5 protein-coding genes are annotated in these 17,123 nt (G+C 73.2%); 2 read left to right on the forward strand and 3 right to left on the reverse strand.

Going from position 1 to position 17,123, the window contains the following annotated elements:
- Positions 1–1,031: beta-ketoacyl reductase (locus ACGFNU_RS50440; protein WP_392604085.1), on the forward strand; the 1,031-nt coding region annotated here is incomplete at its 5' end.
- Positions 1,031–5,935, forward strand: coding sequence for a type I polyketide synthase (locus ACGFNU_RS50445; RefSeq protein ID WP_392604087.1), 4,905 nt, complete (start codon positions 1,031–1,033; stop codon positions 5,933–5,935). The genes ACGFNU_RS50440 and ACGFNU_RS50445, both read left to right, overlap by 1 nt.
- Before the next feature lie 52 nt (positions 5,936–5,987).
- On the opposite strand, the gene ACGFNU_RS50450 is transcribed toward ACGFNU_RS50445, so the two are convergent.
- From ACGFNU_RS50450 to ACGFNU_RS50460, 3 genes are read right to left on the reverse strand one after another with little or no spacing between them, the layout of a single operon-like run.
- Entirely contained in the window at positions 5,988–6,398 is a 411-nt protein-coding gene (locus tag ACGFNU_RS50450; RefSeq protein WP_392604089.1) for a nuclear transport factor 2 family protein, read from the reverse strand.
- A gap of 34 nt (positions 6,399–6,432) precedes the next feature.
- Positions 6,433–6,882 carry a nuclear transport factor 2 family protein gene (locus ACGFNU_RS50455; RefSeq protein WP_392604091.1) on the reverse strand — a complete coding sequence of 150 codons (450 nt, stop codon included), beginning with the start codon at positions 6,880–6,882 and terminating at the stop codon, positions 6,433–6,435.
- On the reverse strand, positions 6,860–17,116 hold the full coding sequence (locus ACGFNU_RS50460) for a type I polyketide synthase (protein ID WP_392604093.1): 10,257 nt from the start codon (positions 17,114–17,116) through the stop codon (positions 6,860–6,862). The genes ACGFNU_RS50455 and ACGFNU_RS50460 overlap by 23 nt, the downstream gene beginning before the upstream one ends.
- Positions 17,117–17,123: the final 7 nt, after the last annotated feature.

A 17,123-nucleotide genomic window follows, 5' to 3' on the forward strand; every position in this document is an offset into this window, starting at 1 on the left:
CTGGCGAGCAGATGGCAGGGGTCTGGCGGGTCAAGGCGACCGGCGCGGCCAACCTGCATGCCGCCACCACCGACCAGCGACTCGGCTTCTTCACGGTGTTCTCGTCGGCCGCGGGTACCTCGGGCAGTCCGGGCCAGGCCAACTACGCCGCCGCCAACGCCTACTGCGACGCGCTGATGGCCCGGCGCCGCTCGTCCGGACTCCCCGGTCAGTCGATCGGATGGGGACTGTGGGAGTCGGCCAGCGGCATCACGGGCGAACTCAGCGACACCGACATGCACCGCATGAGCAGCAGCGGAATCACCCCGCTCAGCGACGAACACGGGCTGGCGCTGCTGGACGCCGCGTTCGAGCACGGGGGAGCGCACCTGGTCGCGGCCGACCTGAACGTCGCCGGGATACCCGCCGACGTCCTGCCGCCCCTGCTGCGCGCCCTCGGTTCGGGCGGCGGCGACGCCCGCGGTGCCGCCGCCAACGGGCACCGGCGGGTCGACTGGGCCGGGCGGCTCGCCGGGCAGTCGTCGGAGGATCAGCTCTCGATGTTGCTCGGCATGGTCCGGACGCACGCGGCGGCCGTGCTCGGGCATTCCGATCCCGGCGCGCTGCGAGCCGACACCCAGCTCAAGGACCTGGGGTTCGACTCCCTCACGGCGGTCGAGCTGCGCAACCGGCTGTCGGCGGCCACCGGGCTTCGCCTGCCCGCCGCCCTCGCGTTCACCTACCCTTCCGCGGCGGCCATCGCCGACCACCTGCGCGAGCGGCTGATCCCGGCCGAGGCGGACCCGTCGGCCGCCGTCCTCGGCGAGGTGGACAAGCTGGAGGCGGTGATCGACCAGGCCGTCCCCGACGGGGACACGCGCCTCCGGCTGGCCAAACGTCTGGAGGCCCTGCTGTGGAGGCTGGGCGACTCCGGCAACGGCGTCGGCAACGGCGTCGCCGTCGACGACGGCGCGCTGGAGTCGGCGTCCGACGACGAGGTGTTCGAACTCATCGACAAGGAACTCGGGTCTCCCCTGGGGAGTGAGGACTGATGTCCGAGACGGAAGACAAACTCCGCCAATACCTCAAGCGCGTCACCGGAGATCTCAGCCGAACGCGTCAGCGCCTGCGCGAGGTGGAGGATCGGTCCCGCGAGCCGGTGGCGGTGGTGAGCATGGCCTGCCGTCTTCCCGGCGGCGTGAGCTCTCCCGACGACCTGTGGGAGCTGGTGTCCTCGGGCCGGGACGCGATCAGCGAGTTCCCCGGCGACCGCGGCTGGGACCTGGACCGGCTGTTCCATCCGGACCCCGACCACCCCGGCACCACCTATGTGCGGCACGGCGGGTTCCTGACCGATCCCGCGGGGTTCGACGCCGCGTTCTTCGGGATCAGCCCCCGCGAGGCCCTGGCCATGGAGCCGCAGCAGCGCGTGCTGCTGGAGACGGCGTGGGAACTGCTGGAAGGGGCCAGGATCGACCCGAACTCCCTGAGGGGAACGGAGGTGGGCGTCTTCGCCGGCATCTCCAGCCAGGACTACCACACCGGGCTCGGCGCGCCCGACGAGATCGAGGGCCACATCGCCACGGGAAGCCTCGCCAGCGTCATGTCGGGCCGGGTCGCCTACACCCTCGGCCTGGAGGGCCCGGCGGTGACGATCGACACGGCGTGCTCGTCCTCGCTGGTCGCCGCCCATCTGGCCTGCACCGCGCTGCGCCGGGGCGAATGCGACCTGGCCATGGCCGGCGGCGTCACCGTGCTGGCCACGCCGACCGCGTTCGTCGACTTCTCGCGGCAGCGGGGACTGGCTCCCGACGGGCGCTGCAAGGCGTTCGCGGCCGCGGCCGACGGCACGGGCTTCTCCGAGGGCGTCGGCCTGGTGCTGCTGGAGCGTCTGTCGGACGCGCGCCGCAACGGTCATCGCGTGCACGCGGTGATCCGGGGTTCGGCGGTCAATCAGGACGGCGCCAGCAACGGGCTCACCGCACCCAGCGACGCCGCCCAGGAACGGGTGATCCGGCGGGCCCTGGAGGACGCCCGCCTCAAGGCGGCCGAGGTGGACGTGGTGGAGGCGCACGGCACGGGGACCAAGCTGGGCGACCCGATCGAGGCACAGGCGTTGCTGGCGGCCTACGGGCGGGATCGTCCGCAGGACCGGCCGCTGTGGCTCGGCTCGGTGAAGTCCAACATCGGGCACACCCAGGCGGCCGCGGGGGTGGCCGGGGTGATCAAGATGGTGATGGCGATGCGGCACGGCGTCCTGCCGCTCTCGCTGCACATCGACGAGCCTTCGGGGTACGTGGAGTGGGAGGACGGTGGGCTGCGCCTGCTGACCGAGGCGCAGGCATGGCCGCACACGGGCGGCCGGCCGCGCCGGGCGGGTGTCTCGTCCTTCGGCGTCTCCGGTACGAACGCGCACATGATCGTGGAGCAGGCGGCCGAAGAGCCCGAGCCGATCGAGGAGCCGGAGCCGATCGAGGACCCTCACCGCACGGGCGTGGTGCCGTGGGTGGTGTCGGCGCGCGATGGCGCCGCGCTGCGCGCGCAGGCCGCCCGGCTGCGGGAGCGGGTTTGCGTGGACGGCGGGCCGTCGCCGGTGGAGGTGGGCTGGTCGCTGCTCACCACCCGCTCGGTCTTCGATCATCGGGCAGTGATCATGGATGCCCATCCGGCGGGTCTGGCCGCGCTGGCCGAAGGGGCTCCGCATCCCGACGTGGTTTCGGGAGTGGCCCGCCATTCCGGTCAAGGTCCTGTTCTGGTGTTCCCTGGTCAGGGTTCGCAGTGGGCCGGGATGGGTGCCCGGCTGCTGGAGGAGTCACCGACCTTCGCCGCCCGCATGGCCGAGTGCGAACAGGCCCTCGCGCCGCACGTGGACTGGTCGCTCATCGAGGTGATCCGCGGCGACGGCGCCGAGTTGTCGCGGGTGGACGTCGTCCAGCCCGTGCTGTGGGCGGTCATGGTCTCCCTCGCCGCCGTCTGGGCCGAGTACGGGATCACTCCCGCAGCGGTCGTCGGGCACAGCCAGGGCGAGATCGCCGCCGCCTGTGTCGCCGGAGCCCTGACCCTCCAGGACTCCGCCAAAATCGTCGCCGTCCGCAGCAAGGCCCTGCGCCGACTGTCAGGACAGGGCGCCATGGCCTCACTCGGCGTGGGCGAGAAGCGGGCGGCCGAGTTGCTCGCCGACGTGCCGGACGTCACGATCGCCGCGGTCAACAGCCCCTCCTCCACCGTCGTCTCCGGCCCGCCCGACCATGTGCGACAGGTGGTGGCTGACGCCGAGAAGCAGGAACTGCGGGCCCGGATGATCGACGTGGACTACGCCTCCCACGGCCCCCACATCGACCAGATCACCGACGAACTCGCCCAAGCACTCACCGGCATCCAACCCACACCCGCCACCACCGCCTACTACTCAGCCCTCACCGGCACCCGAACCGACCCCACCACCCTGGACACCACCTACTGGGTCACCAACCTGCGCCAACCCGTCCGCTTCAACGACGCCACCACCACACTCCTCAGCGACGGCTACCGCACCTTCATCGAAACCGCCCCCCACCCCGTCCTGACCACCGCCCTCCACGAAACCTTCGAACACACCGACACCACCGCCACCGCCACACCCACCCTCCGCCGCGACCACGGCGACCTCACCCAGATCGCCATAGCGGCGGCCCACGCCTATACCGCCGGCGCACCCGTCGACTGGTCTCCCTGGTTCCCCGCAGACCCGCCACCTCGCACCGCCGACCTGCCCACCTACGCCTTCCAGCACCAGCGGTACTGGCTGCCGGAGGTCGCGGCGCCGCCCGTGACGGACGGGCCGGGGGACGAGGAAGAGGCACGGTTCTGGACGGCCGTCGAGCGGGGCGACTCCGACGGGCTCGCGGGCACGCTCGAGATCACCGAGGCCGACGGCCACAGGACCTCGCTCGACGCGGTTCTCCCGGTCCTGTCGCGATGGCGGCGGCAACGTCGTGAACGATCCGCGGTCGACTCCTGGCGCCATCGCGTCGAGTGGCGGCCGCTGACGGCCCAGCCCGCCGCCGGCCAGACCCCGGCCGGATCGTGGCTGATCGTCCGGCCGCCCGGCGTCGCGGACGACTGGGCACAGGCGTGCGCCGTCGCGCTGGAGGAGGGCGGCGGCCGGGTACGTCACCTCGACATCGACCCGGACATCTCCCGGAAGGACCTCTTGGCCGCCCTCCGGGAGATGTCCGCCGCGGAGGAGACGCCACCGGCCCGCGTGCTCTCGCTGCTCGCGCTCGGCGACGGCGACGGCGACGGCGCCTTCCCGGGGCTCACAGGAACCCTCACGCTCCTCCAGGCCCTGATCGACGCCGAGCTGGACGCGCCGCTGTGGACGTTGACCCGCGGCGCGGTCTCGGCCGGCGAGGGCGACGAGGGAGACGGCGGTCCGGAGCGCCCCGAACAGGCGCAGGCCTGGGGGCTCGGCCGGGTGGCGGCCCTGGAACACCCGGCCGTCTGGGGCGGGCTCGTCGACCTGCCGTCCACGCCGCACGAGCTCGACCCGGCGGACCTGCGCGCCGCGCTCGCCCGCGAGGACGGCGAGGACCAGCTGGCGCTGCGTCCGGCCGGCGTGTTCGGATGCCGGCTGGTGGCGGATCCGCTCGGCGCCGGCCAGCCGCGGCCCGGCTGGCGCCCGCACGGCACCGTGCTCGTCAACGGCGGCCTGGACGGACCGGCCGGGGCGATGGCGCGGTGGCTGGTGGACAGGGGCGCGGAGCGCGTGCTCGTCCTCGACCGGACCCTCGACCGGACCGGGGCCACGACCGCCGAGGCGACGGCACAGGCCCCGCCGGGCGTGACCGTCGTCGACTCGGTTCCGGCCGATGCCGGCATCGGAACGCTCGTGCAAGCCTGGTCGTCCAGCGCGCTGGCGCCGCTCGCCGACCTCACCCCGCCGGAGCTGGCCGAGACCGTCCGCACGACCCTGGACGGCGTCCTCGGCGTCGAGGAGAGCTGCGATCTGGGCCCCGGCGACACCGTCGTCCACCTCTCCTCGGTGGCCGCCGTCTGGGGCAGCCGCGACCACGGCGCCTACGCCGCGGCGAACGCTCATCTGGACGCCTGGGCCCGGCGGCGCCGAGCGGACGGCGTGCGAGCCGTCTCGGTGGCGTGGGGCCCGTGGGACGTACCGGACGACGACGAGGAGCAGGCCGGGCAGGTGCGCCCGCACATCGAACTCGCCCGGCGGCAGGGGCTCGTACCGCTGGATCCGCGGCTGGCGCTCGCCGCGCTGCACCGGATCCTGGAGCGGGACGATCCGTCGGTCGCCGTGGCCGACGTCGCGTGGCAGCGCTTCGCGCCGCTGTTCACGCTGGAGCGCCGGACACACCTGTTCGACGAGATCCCCGCGGCGATGGAGGTGATCCGGGTCGCGCGGGACACCGGCGACGACGCGGCGGCGGAGACGACCGAGGCGCTCCGGCGCGAGCTCGCGGCGCGGCCCGAGGCGGAGCGGCACGGCGTGCTGCTGACGCTGGTGCGCTCGAACGTGGCGGCCGTGCTGCGGCACGCGGGCGCGGAGGCGGTGGATCCGCGGCTCCCGTTCAAGGACCTGGGTTTCGACTCGCTCGCGGCAGTCGAGCTGCGCAACCGCCTGCGGGCCGCGACCGGGCTGCGGCTGCCGGCGACGCTGGTGTTCGACCGTCCGACGCCGGACGCGCTGGCGGGGTGGATGCTGGGCGCGGTGCTGCCGGCGGACGCCGGTGCGGCGCTTGCGGCGCTCGGCCGCCTGGGCGACCTGGAGGCCGCGCTGGCCGCGCTCCCACCGGAGGACGTACGGAGCAGCGGTCTGGTCGAGCGGCTGCGGACGCTGCTGTGGAGGTACGCGGACGACGACGCCGAGCCGGGGCAGGCCGAGGGCCGGGAGAACCTTGACACGGCGACGGCCGACGAGATGTTCGCGCTGCTCGACCGCGAGCTCGGCGCCTGACCGCACAGGCGGAGCGGGCGGCCCTTCCGGCCGCCCGCTCCGCCCTTCGTTCTCACGCCGTCTGATGTTCGGTATCGGTCCGCCGGGCCTCGCCGACGGTCATGTCCGTCATCCCCCAGAACGCCCGGACGTGGTGGCCCAGGCCCTCGTCGTTGAACTCCACGATGCCGATGATGTGAAAGCTCATCACCGCCGGGGTGCGCAGGACCACTCTGCTGTGGGTGACGACGAACCGGTCGCACATCGAGGTCACCGGTTCTCCGGGCGTCTCGTGCACGTGGTTCTCGACGGACAGGACCAGGTGCCTGCGGAGGGCCTCCTTGCCCACCGTCGGCTCCCGTCCCACCGGATCCTCGAAGACGACGTCGTCGGTGAACAGGTCCAGGGCGCCTTCCACGTCACCCTCGTTCAGCAGCCGCGCGTACTCAGCCACCATCGCCTTGCGAAACGCCTCGTCGGGCATGGCACCTCCAGGTGCGGCCGGCCGGCCGGACGGGTCAGCCGGCGACTTCGAGATCGGACTTTCCCCAGAACGCCTGGGCCTGGCAGATCAGGCCGGTCGCGTCCACCCGGAGCAACAGCATGTGCCTGCGCCTGAGCCGCTTGCCCGCGGCGTCGGCCGGGGGGACGAGCCAGCCCCGTTCGGCGAACACGGGGCCAAGGGGGAAGTAGTCCATGTCGGAGGTGATCGGAATGAAGGCGTGAGCGCCGTCCTGCCCCGCGACCGGTTCGCCGGCGACCTCCCGTACGCCCGCCGCGACCGCCTCGTCGAAATGGGCGCGCAGGGCGTCTCGTCCGGTCCGCCGCTCCCAGCCGACGGGGTCCTCGAAGACGACGCCGTCGCCGTACAGTTCGAGGATCGCGTCCACGTCACCGGCGTTCACGCGACGGCTGTGCTCCAGCGCCAGCTCCTTGCGGTCGCGCTCACCTGTCAGCGCTCTGTCCAACGGTCTCTCCCGTGTTCGTGCCTCGTCCGAGGTCGCGGTCGATGAAGTCGAAGATCTCGTCGGGGGTGGCCGCCGCCGGCAGTCCGGTGGCGGGCGCCGCCGCGGCGGTGTCGCCGTCCTGCTCCTCCAGCCGCCGCAGGGTGTCCCGCAACCGGCTGGTCAGCGCGTCCCGGGAGGCCTGGTCCCGGGCCGCGACGGCCAGCAGCGAGCGCTCCAGCCTGTCGACCTCACCGAGCGCGGGGGCGAGCGGATCGGTCCGCGGCGGGTCGAGCTCGGCGAGCAGGTACCCGGCGAGGGCCGCCGGGCCGGCGTGGTCGAAGATGAGCGTGGCCGGCAGGCGCAGTCCGGTGGCCGCCGAGAGCCGGTTCCGCAGCTCGATCGCGGTCAGCGAGTCGAAGCCGAGGTCCTGGAACCGCTGCGCGGCGGCGACCGTGTCGGCGCCGTCGTGTCCGAGGACCGTCGCGACGTTGGCGCGCACCAGGTTCAGGATCGCCTGTTCCCGGTCGTCCTCGGACATCGTGGCCAGTCGGCCGACCAGGTCGGACGGGGCGGGGCCGCCGTCCTGCGGGCCCGCGCGGCGGACGAGATGGCGCAGCACGCCCGGCACCTCGTGGGCCTGTGCCTGGCCGCGTATCCGCGCCAGGTCCAGGCGGACGGGCGCGAGCAGCGCACGGTCGCCGGCCAGGGCGATGTCGAACAGGGCCAGGCCATGCTCGACGCTCAGCCCCAGGACGCCCGTGCGAGCGTGGCGGGCGCGGTCCACCTCGGCGAGCCGCCCCGACATGCCGCCCGTCTCCTGTCGCCACATCCCCCAGGCCAGCGATTTCGCAGGCAGGCCCAGGGCGTGCCGGTGCTGGGCGAGCCCGTCGAGGAGCGCGTTGGCCGCGGCGTAGGAGCCCTGGCCGGCGCCTCCGATCAGCCCCGCGATCGAGGAGAACAGCACGAACGCCGACAGGTCCAGGTCGCGGGTCAGCTCGTGCAGGTGGATCGCCCCGTTGGCCTTGACGCGCAGCACGGCGTCGAGCTGGCCCGGGTCCATCGACTGGACGGTGGCGTCCCGGACGATCCCGGCGGCGTGCACGACGGCGGTGAGCGGATGTTCGCCGGGGATGTCCGCGAGCAGGGCGGCCAGGGCATCCCGGTCGCCGACGTCGCAGGCGGCGACGGTGACGTCCGCGCCGAGCCCGGTCAGCTCGGCGGCCAGTTCGGCGGCGCCGGGCGCGTTCCGCCCGCGGCTGCCGACGAGCAGGAGCCGGCGTGCGCCGTGCCCGGTGATCAGGTGGCGGGCGCACAGCGCGCCGAGCGCGCCCGTGCCGCCGGTGATCAGTACGGTGCCGTCCGGGTCCAGCACGGCCCGCGGGGCGTTCTGCCCGGGGTCGTGCTCTCCGGCGCGGTCGTGGCGGACCAGGCGCGGGGCGAACGCGTCGCCGTCGCGCAGCGCCAGCTGCGGCTCCTCCGCCGCCAGGGCCCCGGGAACGGCGCGGTACGAGTCGTCCCTCCCGTCGAGGTCGAGCAGGACCAGCCGGCCGGGGAACTCGATCTGTGCGCTGCGCACCAGTCCCCACAGCGCCGCGGCGGCCGGGTCGGTGACATGGTCCCCGGGACGGGTCGCGACCGCCCCGTGGGTGGCGACGACGAGCCGCACCCCATCGAACCGCGGGTCGCCCAGCCAGTCCTGGAGCAGCGGCAGCAGCGAGCCGCCGACCCGGCGGAGCCGTTCGGCCGGATCGTCCCCGTCCCGCGGGCCGGGGGTGACGACGATGATCTCGTCGGGTGCCCGGTCCCCGGCCTCGGCGGCGGCGCGGAGCCCGGCCAGATCGCGGTGCGCGCACGACCCGGGCAGGGCCCGGGCGAGCGCGTCGTCATCGGGCGCGAGCACCGCGTGCCGACGTTCGGGAACGTCGGAGGGCCGGGTGACCGGGGTCCAGTCGAGCCGGTACAGCGCGTCGTCGCTGCGGGCCCGCGCGATCCGCTCGGCGGAGACCGGCCGCAGGATCAGCGACTCCAGGCCGAGCACCGGCGCGCCGGTCGGATCGGCGGCGCTGAGAGCGAGCCGGTCCTGCGCCTCGCGGGTGATCCTTATCCGGAGGGTGGTCGCGGCGGTCGCGTGCAGACGCAGGCCGGTCCACGCGAACGGCAGCAGGATCTCCTCGGCCGTGTCCGCTCGAACGCCGGCTTCCAGCAGCAGTGCGTGGATGGTGGCGTCAAGGAGGACCGGATGCACGCCGTACTCGGCGGCCCGTGCCCGTTCCCCCTCGGGCAGCGCCACCTCGGCGTAGACCTCGTCGCCGAGCCGCCACGCGGCGACGAGCGCCCGCGAGGCCGGGCCGTACTCGTGACCGCGGGCGGTCAGCTCGTCGTACGGGTCTCCGGCGGTGATCGGTTCCGCCCCCGGCGGTGGCCACGCGCCGGCCAGGCCGGCAGGCGGCCCGTCCGGCGGCTCGGGCGCGAGCAGCCCGGTCGCGTGCCGCGCCCAGGCGGGCTCGTCGCCCTCATCGGCGGAGGACGGGCGGGAGTGGACGCTGACGGGCCGCAGCCCGGTCTCGTCCGGCGGGCCGACGGCGACCTGGAGGTCGACGGCGGCGTCGTCGGGCACGATCAGCGGGCTTTCCAGCATGAGCTCGGCGAGGTGGTCGCAGCCCGCTCGCGCCCCGGCGTGCAGGGCCATCTCGACGAAGGCCGAGCCGGGCAGCAGGACGCTGCCCAGCACGCGGTGCTCGGCGAGCCAGGCGTGGTCCCGCTGGGAGACCCGGCTCGTGAGCAGCAGGCTCTCCTCGCCCGCCGGCTCCACCGCCGCACCCAGAAGCGGGTGCCCGGCGGCTGCCAGGCCGAGGCCCGCCGGGTCGCCGCCGGAGAAGGCGGGCGGGTCCAGCCAGTAGCGACGCCGCTGGAAGGGGTAGCTGGGCAGCGGGACCGTCCGCGGCGGCGGGTCGGCGGGGAACCGGGGCGTCCAGTCCACCTCGGCTCCCGCGGCGAAGGCCTGCCCGAGCGCCAGGATGAGCTGCTCCGCCCCGTCGTGATCGCGGCGCAGCGTGGGCAGGACGGCGGCCTCGGCGCCGGCCGCGTCGACGCACTCCTCGGTCCCCGGTGTCAGCACCGGATGCGGACTGGCCTCGATGAACAGGCGGTGACCGTCGGCCAGCACCGCGGCCACGGTGTCGGCGAACCGGACGGGCCGGCGCAGGTTGGTGATCCAGTACGCGGCGTCCAGGCCGGCGGTGTCGTGCGGCGCGGCGGTGACGGCGGAGTAGAACGTCACCCGCGCCGTACGGGGCGTCACGCCGTCCAGCGCCTCGGTGAGCTCGCCGGTGATCTGGTCGATGTGGGGGCTGTGGGAGGCGTAGTCCACGTCGATCGTTCGGGCTCGTAGTCGTTGTTCGCGGGCGGTGGTGACGACCGCGGTGATTTGGTCGGGTGGGCCGGAGATGACGGTGGAGGTGGGGCTGTTGATCGCGGCGATGGTGACGTCCGGTGCGTCGGTGAGCAACTGCGCCGCGCGCTCTTCGCCGACGCCGAGTGAGGCCATCGCGCCCTGCCCGGACAGCCGTCGCAGGGCCTTGCTCCGGACGGCGACGATCTTGGCGGCGTCGTCGATGGTCAGGGCTCCGGCGACGCAGGCGGCGGCGATCTCGCCTTGGCTGTGGCCGATCACCGCCGAAGGGACGACGCCGTGGTCGGCCCAGACGGCGGCGAGGGAGACCATGACCGCCCACAGCGCGGGTTGGACGATGTCCACGCGTGACAGCTCGGTGCCGTCGCCGCGGATCACGTCGGTGAGCGACCAGTCCACGTGCGGGTTGAGGGCTTGTTCGCATTCGGCCATGCGGGCGGCGAACACCGGCGACTCCTCCAGCAGCCGCGCACCCATCCCGGCCCACTGCGAACCCTGACCAGGGAACACCAGCACGGGTCCCGCTCCGGTCGTGTCGGCCACGCCGGTCACGACGTCCGCGTCCGGCTCGCCGTCCGCCAGCGCCCGCAGGGACTCCAGCAGCCGTTCGTGGTCCGCGCCGACCACCACGGCCCGGTGGCCGAACGCGGAGCGGGTCTTGATCAGGGACCAGCCGATGTCGGCGGGGGCCAGGTCAGGATCGGCGGCGACGTGATCGGCCAGCCGCCGGGCCTGCGCGTGGAGGGCCTCCCCGTTGTGGCCGGAGATCACCCAAGGAACGGGGTGGTCACCGGAAGGCGGCCGCTGTCGCTCGGGCTCGGTTTGTTCGGGTGCTTGTTCGAGGATGAGGTGGGCGTTGGTGCCGGAGATGCCGAAGGCGGAGACGCCGGCGCGGCGGGGGCGTCCGGTGTCGGGCCATGGGGTGGCCTGGGTGAGCAGGCGGATGGTGCCGGTGTCCCAGTTGACGTGCCGGGTGGGCTGGTCGATGTGCAGGGACTCGGGCAGCAGGCCGTGGCGCATGGCCATGACGGTCTTGATGACCCCGGCCACGCCGGCCGCCGCCTGCGTATGTCCCATGTTGGACTTCACCGAGCCGAGCCAAAGGTGCCGGTCCGGTGGGCGCTGCCGCCCGTACGCGGCCATGAGCGCCCGAGCCTCGATCGGGTCGCCCAGCGTGGTTCCGGTGCCGTGGGCCTCCACCACGTCCACCTCGTCCGGTGAAAGCCCGGAGTTGGCGAGCGCCTGCCGGATGACGCGTTCCTGTGAGGGGCCGTTGGGCGCGGTCAGCCCGTTGCTCGTGCCGTCCTGGTTGATGGCCGAGCCGCGGACCACCGCCAGGATCCGGCGGCCGTTGCGCCGGGCGTCCGACAGCCGTTCGAGCATGACCAGCCCGACGCCCTCGGCCCAGCTCGTGCCGTCGGCGGCGTCGGCGAACGGCTTGCAGCGGGCGTCGGGGGCGATCCCGCGCTGCCGCGAGAACTCCACGAACGAGACCGGCGTGGTCATCACCGTCGCGCCCCCGGCCAGCGCGAGCGAGCACTCGCCCTGCCGCAGCGACCGGCAGGCCATGTGCATCGCGACCAGCGAGGCCGAGCATCCGGTGTCCACGGTCACGGCCGGGCCGACCAGGCCCATCAGGTAGGAGATGCGGCCGGACGCGACGCAGCCCAGGTTGCCGGTGCCCATATGGCCCTCGACCTCGGTGAACCGCCTGCCGACCAGCGTCAGGTAATCGAAGATCGTCAGCCCGGCGAACACTCCGGTGTCGCTGCCGTCGAGGGTCTCGCGGTTGATTCCCGCGTTCTCGATGGTCTCCCACGCGGTCTCCAGGAGGAGCCGCTGCTGGGGATCCATGGCGATCGCCTCGCGCGGGCTGATGCCGAAGAAGGCGGCGTCGAACTCGTCCGCGTCGTAGACGAATCCGCCCTCGCGTACGTAGCTGGTGCCCGGCCGGTCCGGGTCGGGGTCGTACAGGGCGGAAAGGTCCCAGCCCCGGTCCGCGGGGAACTCTCCGATCGCGTCCCGGCCCTCGGAGACCAGTTTCCAGAGGTCCTCGGCCGAACCCACCCCGCCCGGATAGCGGCATGCCATGCCGACGATCGCGATCGGCTCGTCGCCCGCGCCCTCGGGACCTGCGGCGCGTACCGCGGCGGGGGCGGGCGCCGCCGCCGGCCGCTCGCCGAGCAGTTCGCCCTTGATGTACTCGGCGAGATCCTGCGACGTCGGGTGGTCGAAGAGCATCGTGACCGGCAGGTCGAGCCCGGTCGCCTGGTTCAGCCGGTTGCGCAGCTGGACGGCGGTGAGGGAGTCGAAGCCGAGCTCCTGGAACGGCTTGCTCGCCGGGATCGCGTCCGTGCCGGCGTGCCCGAGCGTCGCGGCCGCCTCCGTCCGCACGTGGTTCAGCAGGATCTGTTGCCGCTGCGCCGGCGTCGCGCCCTGGAGTTGTTGCCCGAGGGGCGTGGACGCGGCGCTCGTCTCGGGTTCGCTCGCGGCGGCGGGCCGCTGGTTCTCGGGGAGGTCGGCGATGAGGGGTGCGGGACGCACTGTGGTGAAGGTGGGGGTGAACCGCGTCCAGTCGAAGTTGGCGATGGTGAGGTTGGTGGTGCCGTGACTGATGGCGTGGTGGAGGGCCTTGGTGGCCAGGTCGGGCTGGACGGGGTGGAGGCCGAAGCGGGAGAAGAAGGACTGGGTGGCCTGGTCGGCGGCTATCCCGGTCTCGCTCCAGGGGCCCCAGGCGAGTGAGGTGGCCGGTCGGCGGCCGGAGTGGCGGTGGTGCGCGAGGGCGTCGAGGTAGTGGTTGGCGGCGGCGTAGGCGCTCTGCTGGCCGCTGCCCCAGGTGCCCGCGCCGGAGGAGAACATCAGGAAGGTGGTGACCGGGTGGTGTTCTGCCAGCTCGTGCAGGTGTGCGGCGGCGTGGGACTTGGGGCGGAGGACCTGGTCGAGGTCGGCCGGGGTGAGGTCGGCGATGGGGATGTAGTTGGGTACTCCGGCCGCGTGGAGGATGGTGGTCAGCGGCCGGTCCGGCGGGATGTCGGCGAGGACCTGCTCCAGCTGGGCACGGTCGGCGGCGTCGCAGGCCGTGACGGTCACGGCGCTGCCGAGGTCGTGAAGCTCTTCGGCGAGTTCGGTGGCGCCGGGGGCGTCCGGTCCGCGGCGGCCGGTGAGCAGGAGGTGAGGTGCGCCGCGGGCGGCGAGCCAGCGGGCCAGGTGCGCGCCGATGCCACCCGTGCCGCCGGTGATCAGTGTGGTGCCGGTGGGTTGCCAGTCGGCGGGGACGGACGGGGTGGGCGGCGCGTGCCGCATCCGGCGAGCCAGCACGCCCGTCGGGCGGATGGCCACCTGATCCTCCGGCTGGTCCGGAGTGAGGACGGAGGCCACCCGGGACGCCGTGCGCTGGTCGATGGTGGCGGGCAGGTCGATCAGGCCGCCCCAGATCGCGGGGTGTTCGAGGGCGGCGACGCGTCCGAAGCCCCAGACCTGCGCTTGCGTCGGGTTGGTGAGGGAGTCGGCGGGCGTGGTGGCGACGGCGCCCTGCGTGAGGCACCAGAGCGGTGCGGTGATGTCGGCGTCCGTCATGGCCTGGACCAGGGCGGTGGTGGCCGCCAATCCGGACGGGACGGCCTCGAACTCCGCGTGCGGCGACTCGTTCAGACCCAGCAGGCTCACGACGCCCGCCAGCTCCGCCTCGGCGGCGAAGTCCGTCAGGCGGCGGGTGAGCTCCTCGCGCTCTAGTTCATGACCTGCCAGCGTGTGGCGCGCGGCGGTGGCTCCATGGGCGTTGAGCGCTCGCAGCGCGACGTGGACGGCGGGGTGGTCCGGCCGCGTGGCCGGGACCAGGAGCAACCACGTGCCGGAGAGCATGGGCGCGGTGAGGTCGGAGACGTGCTTCCATCTGATCTCGTAGCGCCAGGAGTCGATCGTCCGCCGTTCGCGATGCTCCCGCCGCCACTCCGACAGCGCGGGCAGTGCCGGGCGAAGCGCCGCCACGGCCTCCTCGTCGTCCAGGCGCAGGGTGTCGGTCAGCGCGTCGATGTCGTTGTTCTCGATCGCCTGCCACAGCTTCGACTCGACCGCGTCGTGCCCGGCGACCCCGGGCTGTTCGGCCACGGGAGGCTCCAGCCAGAAGCGCTCGCGCTGGAACGAGTAGGTGGGCAGGTCCACGGTGCGGGGCGGCGGATCGGCGGGGTACCAGCGGGACCAGTCGACCGGGGTGCCGGTGGTGTGGGCGTGGGCGAGTGCGTGCGCGATCTGGGTCAGGTCGCCGTGGTCACGGCGGAGCGTGGGCACCGCGGTCGCCGTGGCGCCGGCCTGTTCGACGGATTCTTCGATGGCCGGTGTCAGGACCGGGTGCGGGCTGGTTTCGATGAAGGTCCGGTGACCGTCCTCGATCAGAGCGTTGACGGCGTCGGCGAAGCGGACGGTGTGGCGCAGGTTGTCGACCCAGTAGGCGGTGTCGAGGGTGGTGCCGTCGGCCTGGGTGCCGGTGAGGGTGGAGTGGAAGGTGATGTCGGTGTGGAGGGGGGTGATGTCGGTCAGTGTTTGGGTGAGTTCGTTGGTGATTTGGTCGATGTGGGGGCTGTGGGAGGCGTAGTCCACGTCGATCGTTCGGGCTCGTAGTCGTTGTTCGCGGGCGGTGGTGACGATTGTGGTGATTTGGTCGGGTGGGCCGGAGATGACGGTGGAGGTGGGGCTGTTGATCGCGGCGATGGTGACGTCCGGTGCGTCGGTGAGCAACTGCGCCGCGCGCTCTTCGCCGACGCCGAGTGAGGCCATGGCACCCTGCCCGGATAGCCGTCGCAGGGCCTTGCTCCGTACGGCGACGACCTTGGCGGCATCCTGGATGGTCAGGGCTCCGGCGACGCAGGCGGCGGCGATCTCGCCTTGGCTGTGGCCGATCACCGCCGAAGGGACGATCCCGTACTCGGCCCAGACGGCGGCGAGGGAGACCATGACCGCCCACAGCGCGGGTTGGACGATGTCCACGCGTGACAGCTCGGTGCCGTCGCCGCGGATCACGTCGGTGAGCGACCAGTCCACGTGCGGGTTGAGGGCTTGTTCGCATTCGGCCATCCGGGCGGCGAACACCGGCGACTCCTCCAGCAGCCGGGCACCCATCCCGGCCCACTGCGAACCCTGACCGGGGAACACCAGCACCGGACCGGACCTGGGGTCTCCGGCCATGCCGGTCACCACGTCCGGATGCGCCCTACCTTGTGCGAGCGCCGCCAAGCCCACGGCTGGGTCCGCACCCACGATCACCGCACGATGCTCGAAGGCCGACCGGTTTTTGATCAGGGACCAGCCGATGTCGGCCGCGGAGAGGTCAGGGAGGGCGGCGATGTGGTCGGTCAGGCGTTGGGCCTGTCCGCGTAGCGCCTGAGAGGTGTGGCCGGAGATCAGCCATGGGGTGATGCCATCAGGGGGAGGAGGCGGTCGCTGTGGTTCGGGCTCGGTTTGTTCGGGTGCTTGTTCGAGGATGAGGTGGGCGTTGGTGCCGGAGATGCCGAAGGCGGAGACGCCGGCGCGGCGGGGGCGTCCGGTGTCGGGCCATGGGGTGGCCTGGGTGAGCAGGCGGATGGTGCCGGTGTCCCAGTTGACGTGCCGGGTGGGCTGGTCGATGTGCAGGGACTCGGGCAGCAGGCCGTGGCGCATGGCCATGACGGTCTTGATGACCCCGGCCACGCCGGCCGCCGCCTGCGTATGACCCATGTTGGATTTGACGGAGCCGAGCCACAGTGGCTCGTCATCGCGGCGGTTCGTTCCGTAGGTGGCCAGGAGGGCTTGGGCCTCGATGGGGTCACCGAGGGCGGTTCCGGTGCCGTGGGCTTCGACGGCGTCCACCTCGGTCGCGGACAGTCCCGCATTGGCGAGCGCCTGCCGGATCACGCGTTCCTGCGAGGGGCCGTTGGGCGCGGTCAGCCCGTTGCTCGCGCCGTCCTGATTGACCGCCGAGCCGCGGACCACCGCCAGGATCCGGCGGCCGTTGCGCCGGGCGTCCGACAGCCGTTCGAGCATGACCAGCCCGACGCCCTCGGCCCAGCCCGTTCCGTCGGCGGCGTCGGCGAACGGCTTGGCCCTGCCGTCGGGGGCGACGCCGCGCTGCCGCGAGAACTCGGTGAACGCTCCGGGGGTGGCCATGACGGTGGCCCCACCGGCCAGTGCGAGCGAGCAGTCGCCGTCCCGGAGCGCCTGGCAGGCCAGGTGGATCGCCACCAGCGAGGACGAGCAGGCGGTGTCCACCGTCGTCGCCGGGCCCTCCAGACCGAAGGTGTAGGAGATGCGGCCCGACGCCACGCTGCCCAGGTTGCCGGTGCCGATGTAGCCCTCGACCTCGCTGGAGGTCTGGGGGACGAGCATCAGGTAGTCGTGCGCGCTGACGCCGGTGAACACGCCGGTGTCGCTGCCCGCCAGCGCCTCCCGGTTCAGCCCCGCGTGCTCCGCCGCCTCCCAGGAGGTCTCCAGGAGGAGCCGCTGCTGGGGATCCATGGCGATCGCCTCGCGCGGGCTGATGCCGAAGAACGCCGCGTCGAAATCCCCGGCGTCGTACAGGAACCCGCCCTCGCGCACGTAGCTGGTGCCGGGGTTCTCCGGGTCCGGATCGAACAGGGCGTCCAGGTCCCAGCCCCGGTCCGCCGGGAAGGCGGAGATGACGTCCGCGCCGTCCACCACCAGACGCCAGAGGTCCGCCGCGGACCGAACCCCGCCGGGGAACCGGCATGCCGTCCCGATGATCGCGATCGGTTCGGGCTCGGCGGACTCCAGTTCGTCCAGACGTCCGCGTGCCGCGCGCAACTCCGCGGTGACCCACTTGAGATTCTCGAGAAGCTGTTCCTCGGTGGCCATGCGGTCG

Source organism: Spirillospora sp. NPDC048911 (assembly GCF_043198015.1).
Taxonomy (GTDB): domain Bacteria; phylum Actinomycetota; class Actinomycetes; order Streptosporangiales; family Streptosporangiaceae; genus Spirillospora.

Bases quoted from the DNA above. Each gene is read 5' to 3' on its own strand.
- ACGFNU_RS50445 (WP_392604087.1), top strand. From the start codon at position 1,031: ATGTCCGAGACGGAAGACAAACTCCGCCAATACCTCAAGCGCGTCACC.
- ACGFNU_RS50450 (WP_392604089.1), bottom strand. From the start codon at position 6,398: ATGCCCGACGAGGCGTTTCGCAAGGCGATGGTGGCTGAGTACGCGCGG.
- ACGFNU_RS50460 (WP_392604093.1), bottom strand. From the start codon at position 17,116: ATGGCCACCGAGGAACAGCTTCTCGAGAATCTCAAGTGGGTCACCGCG.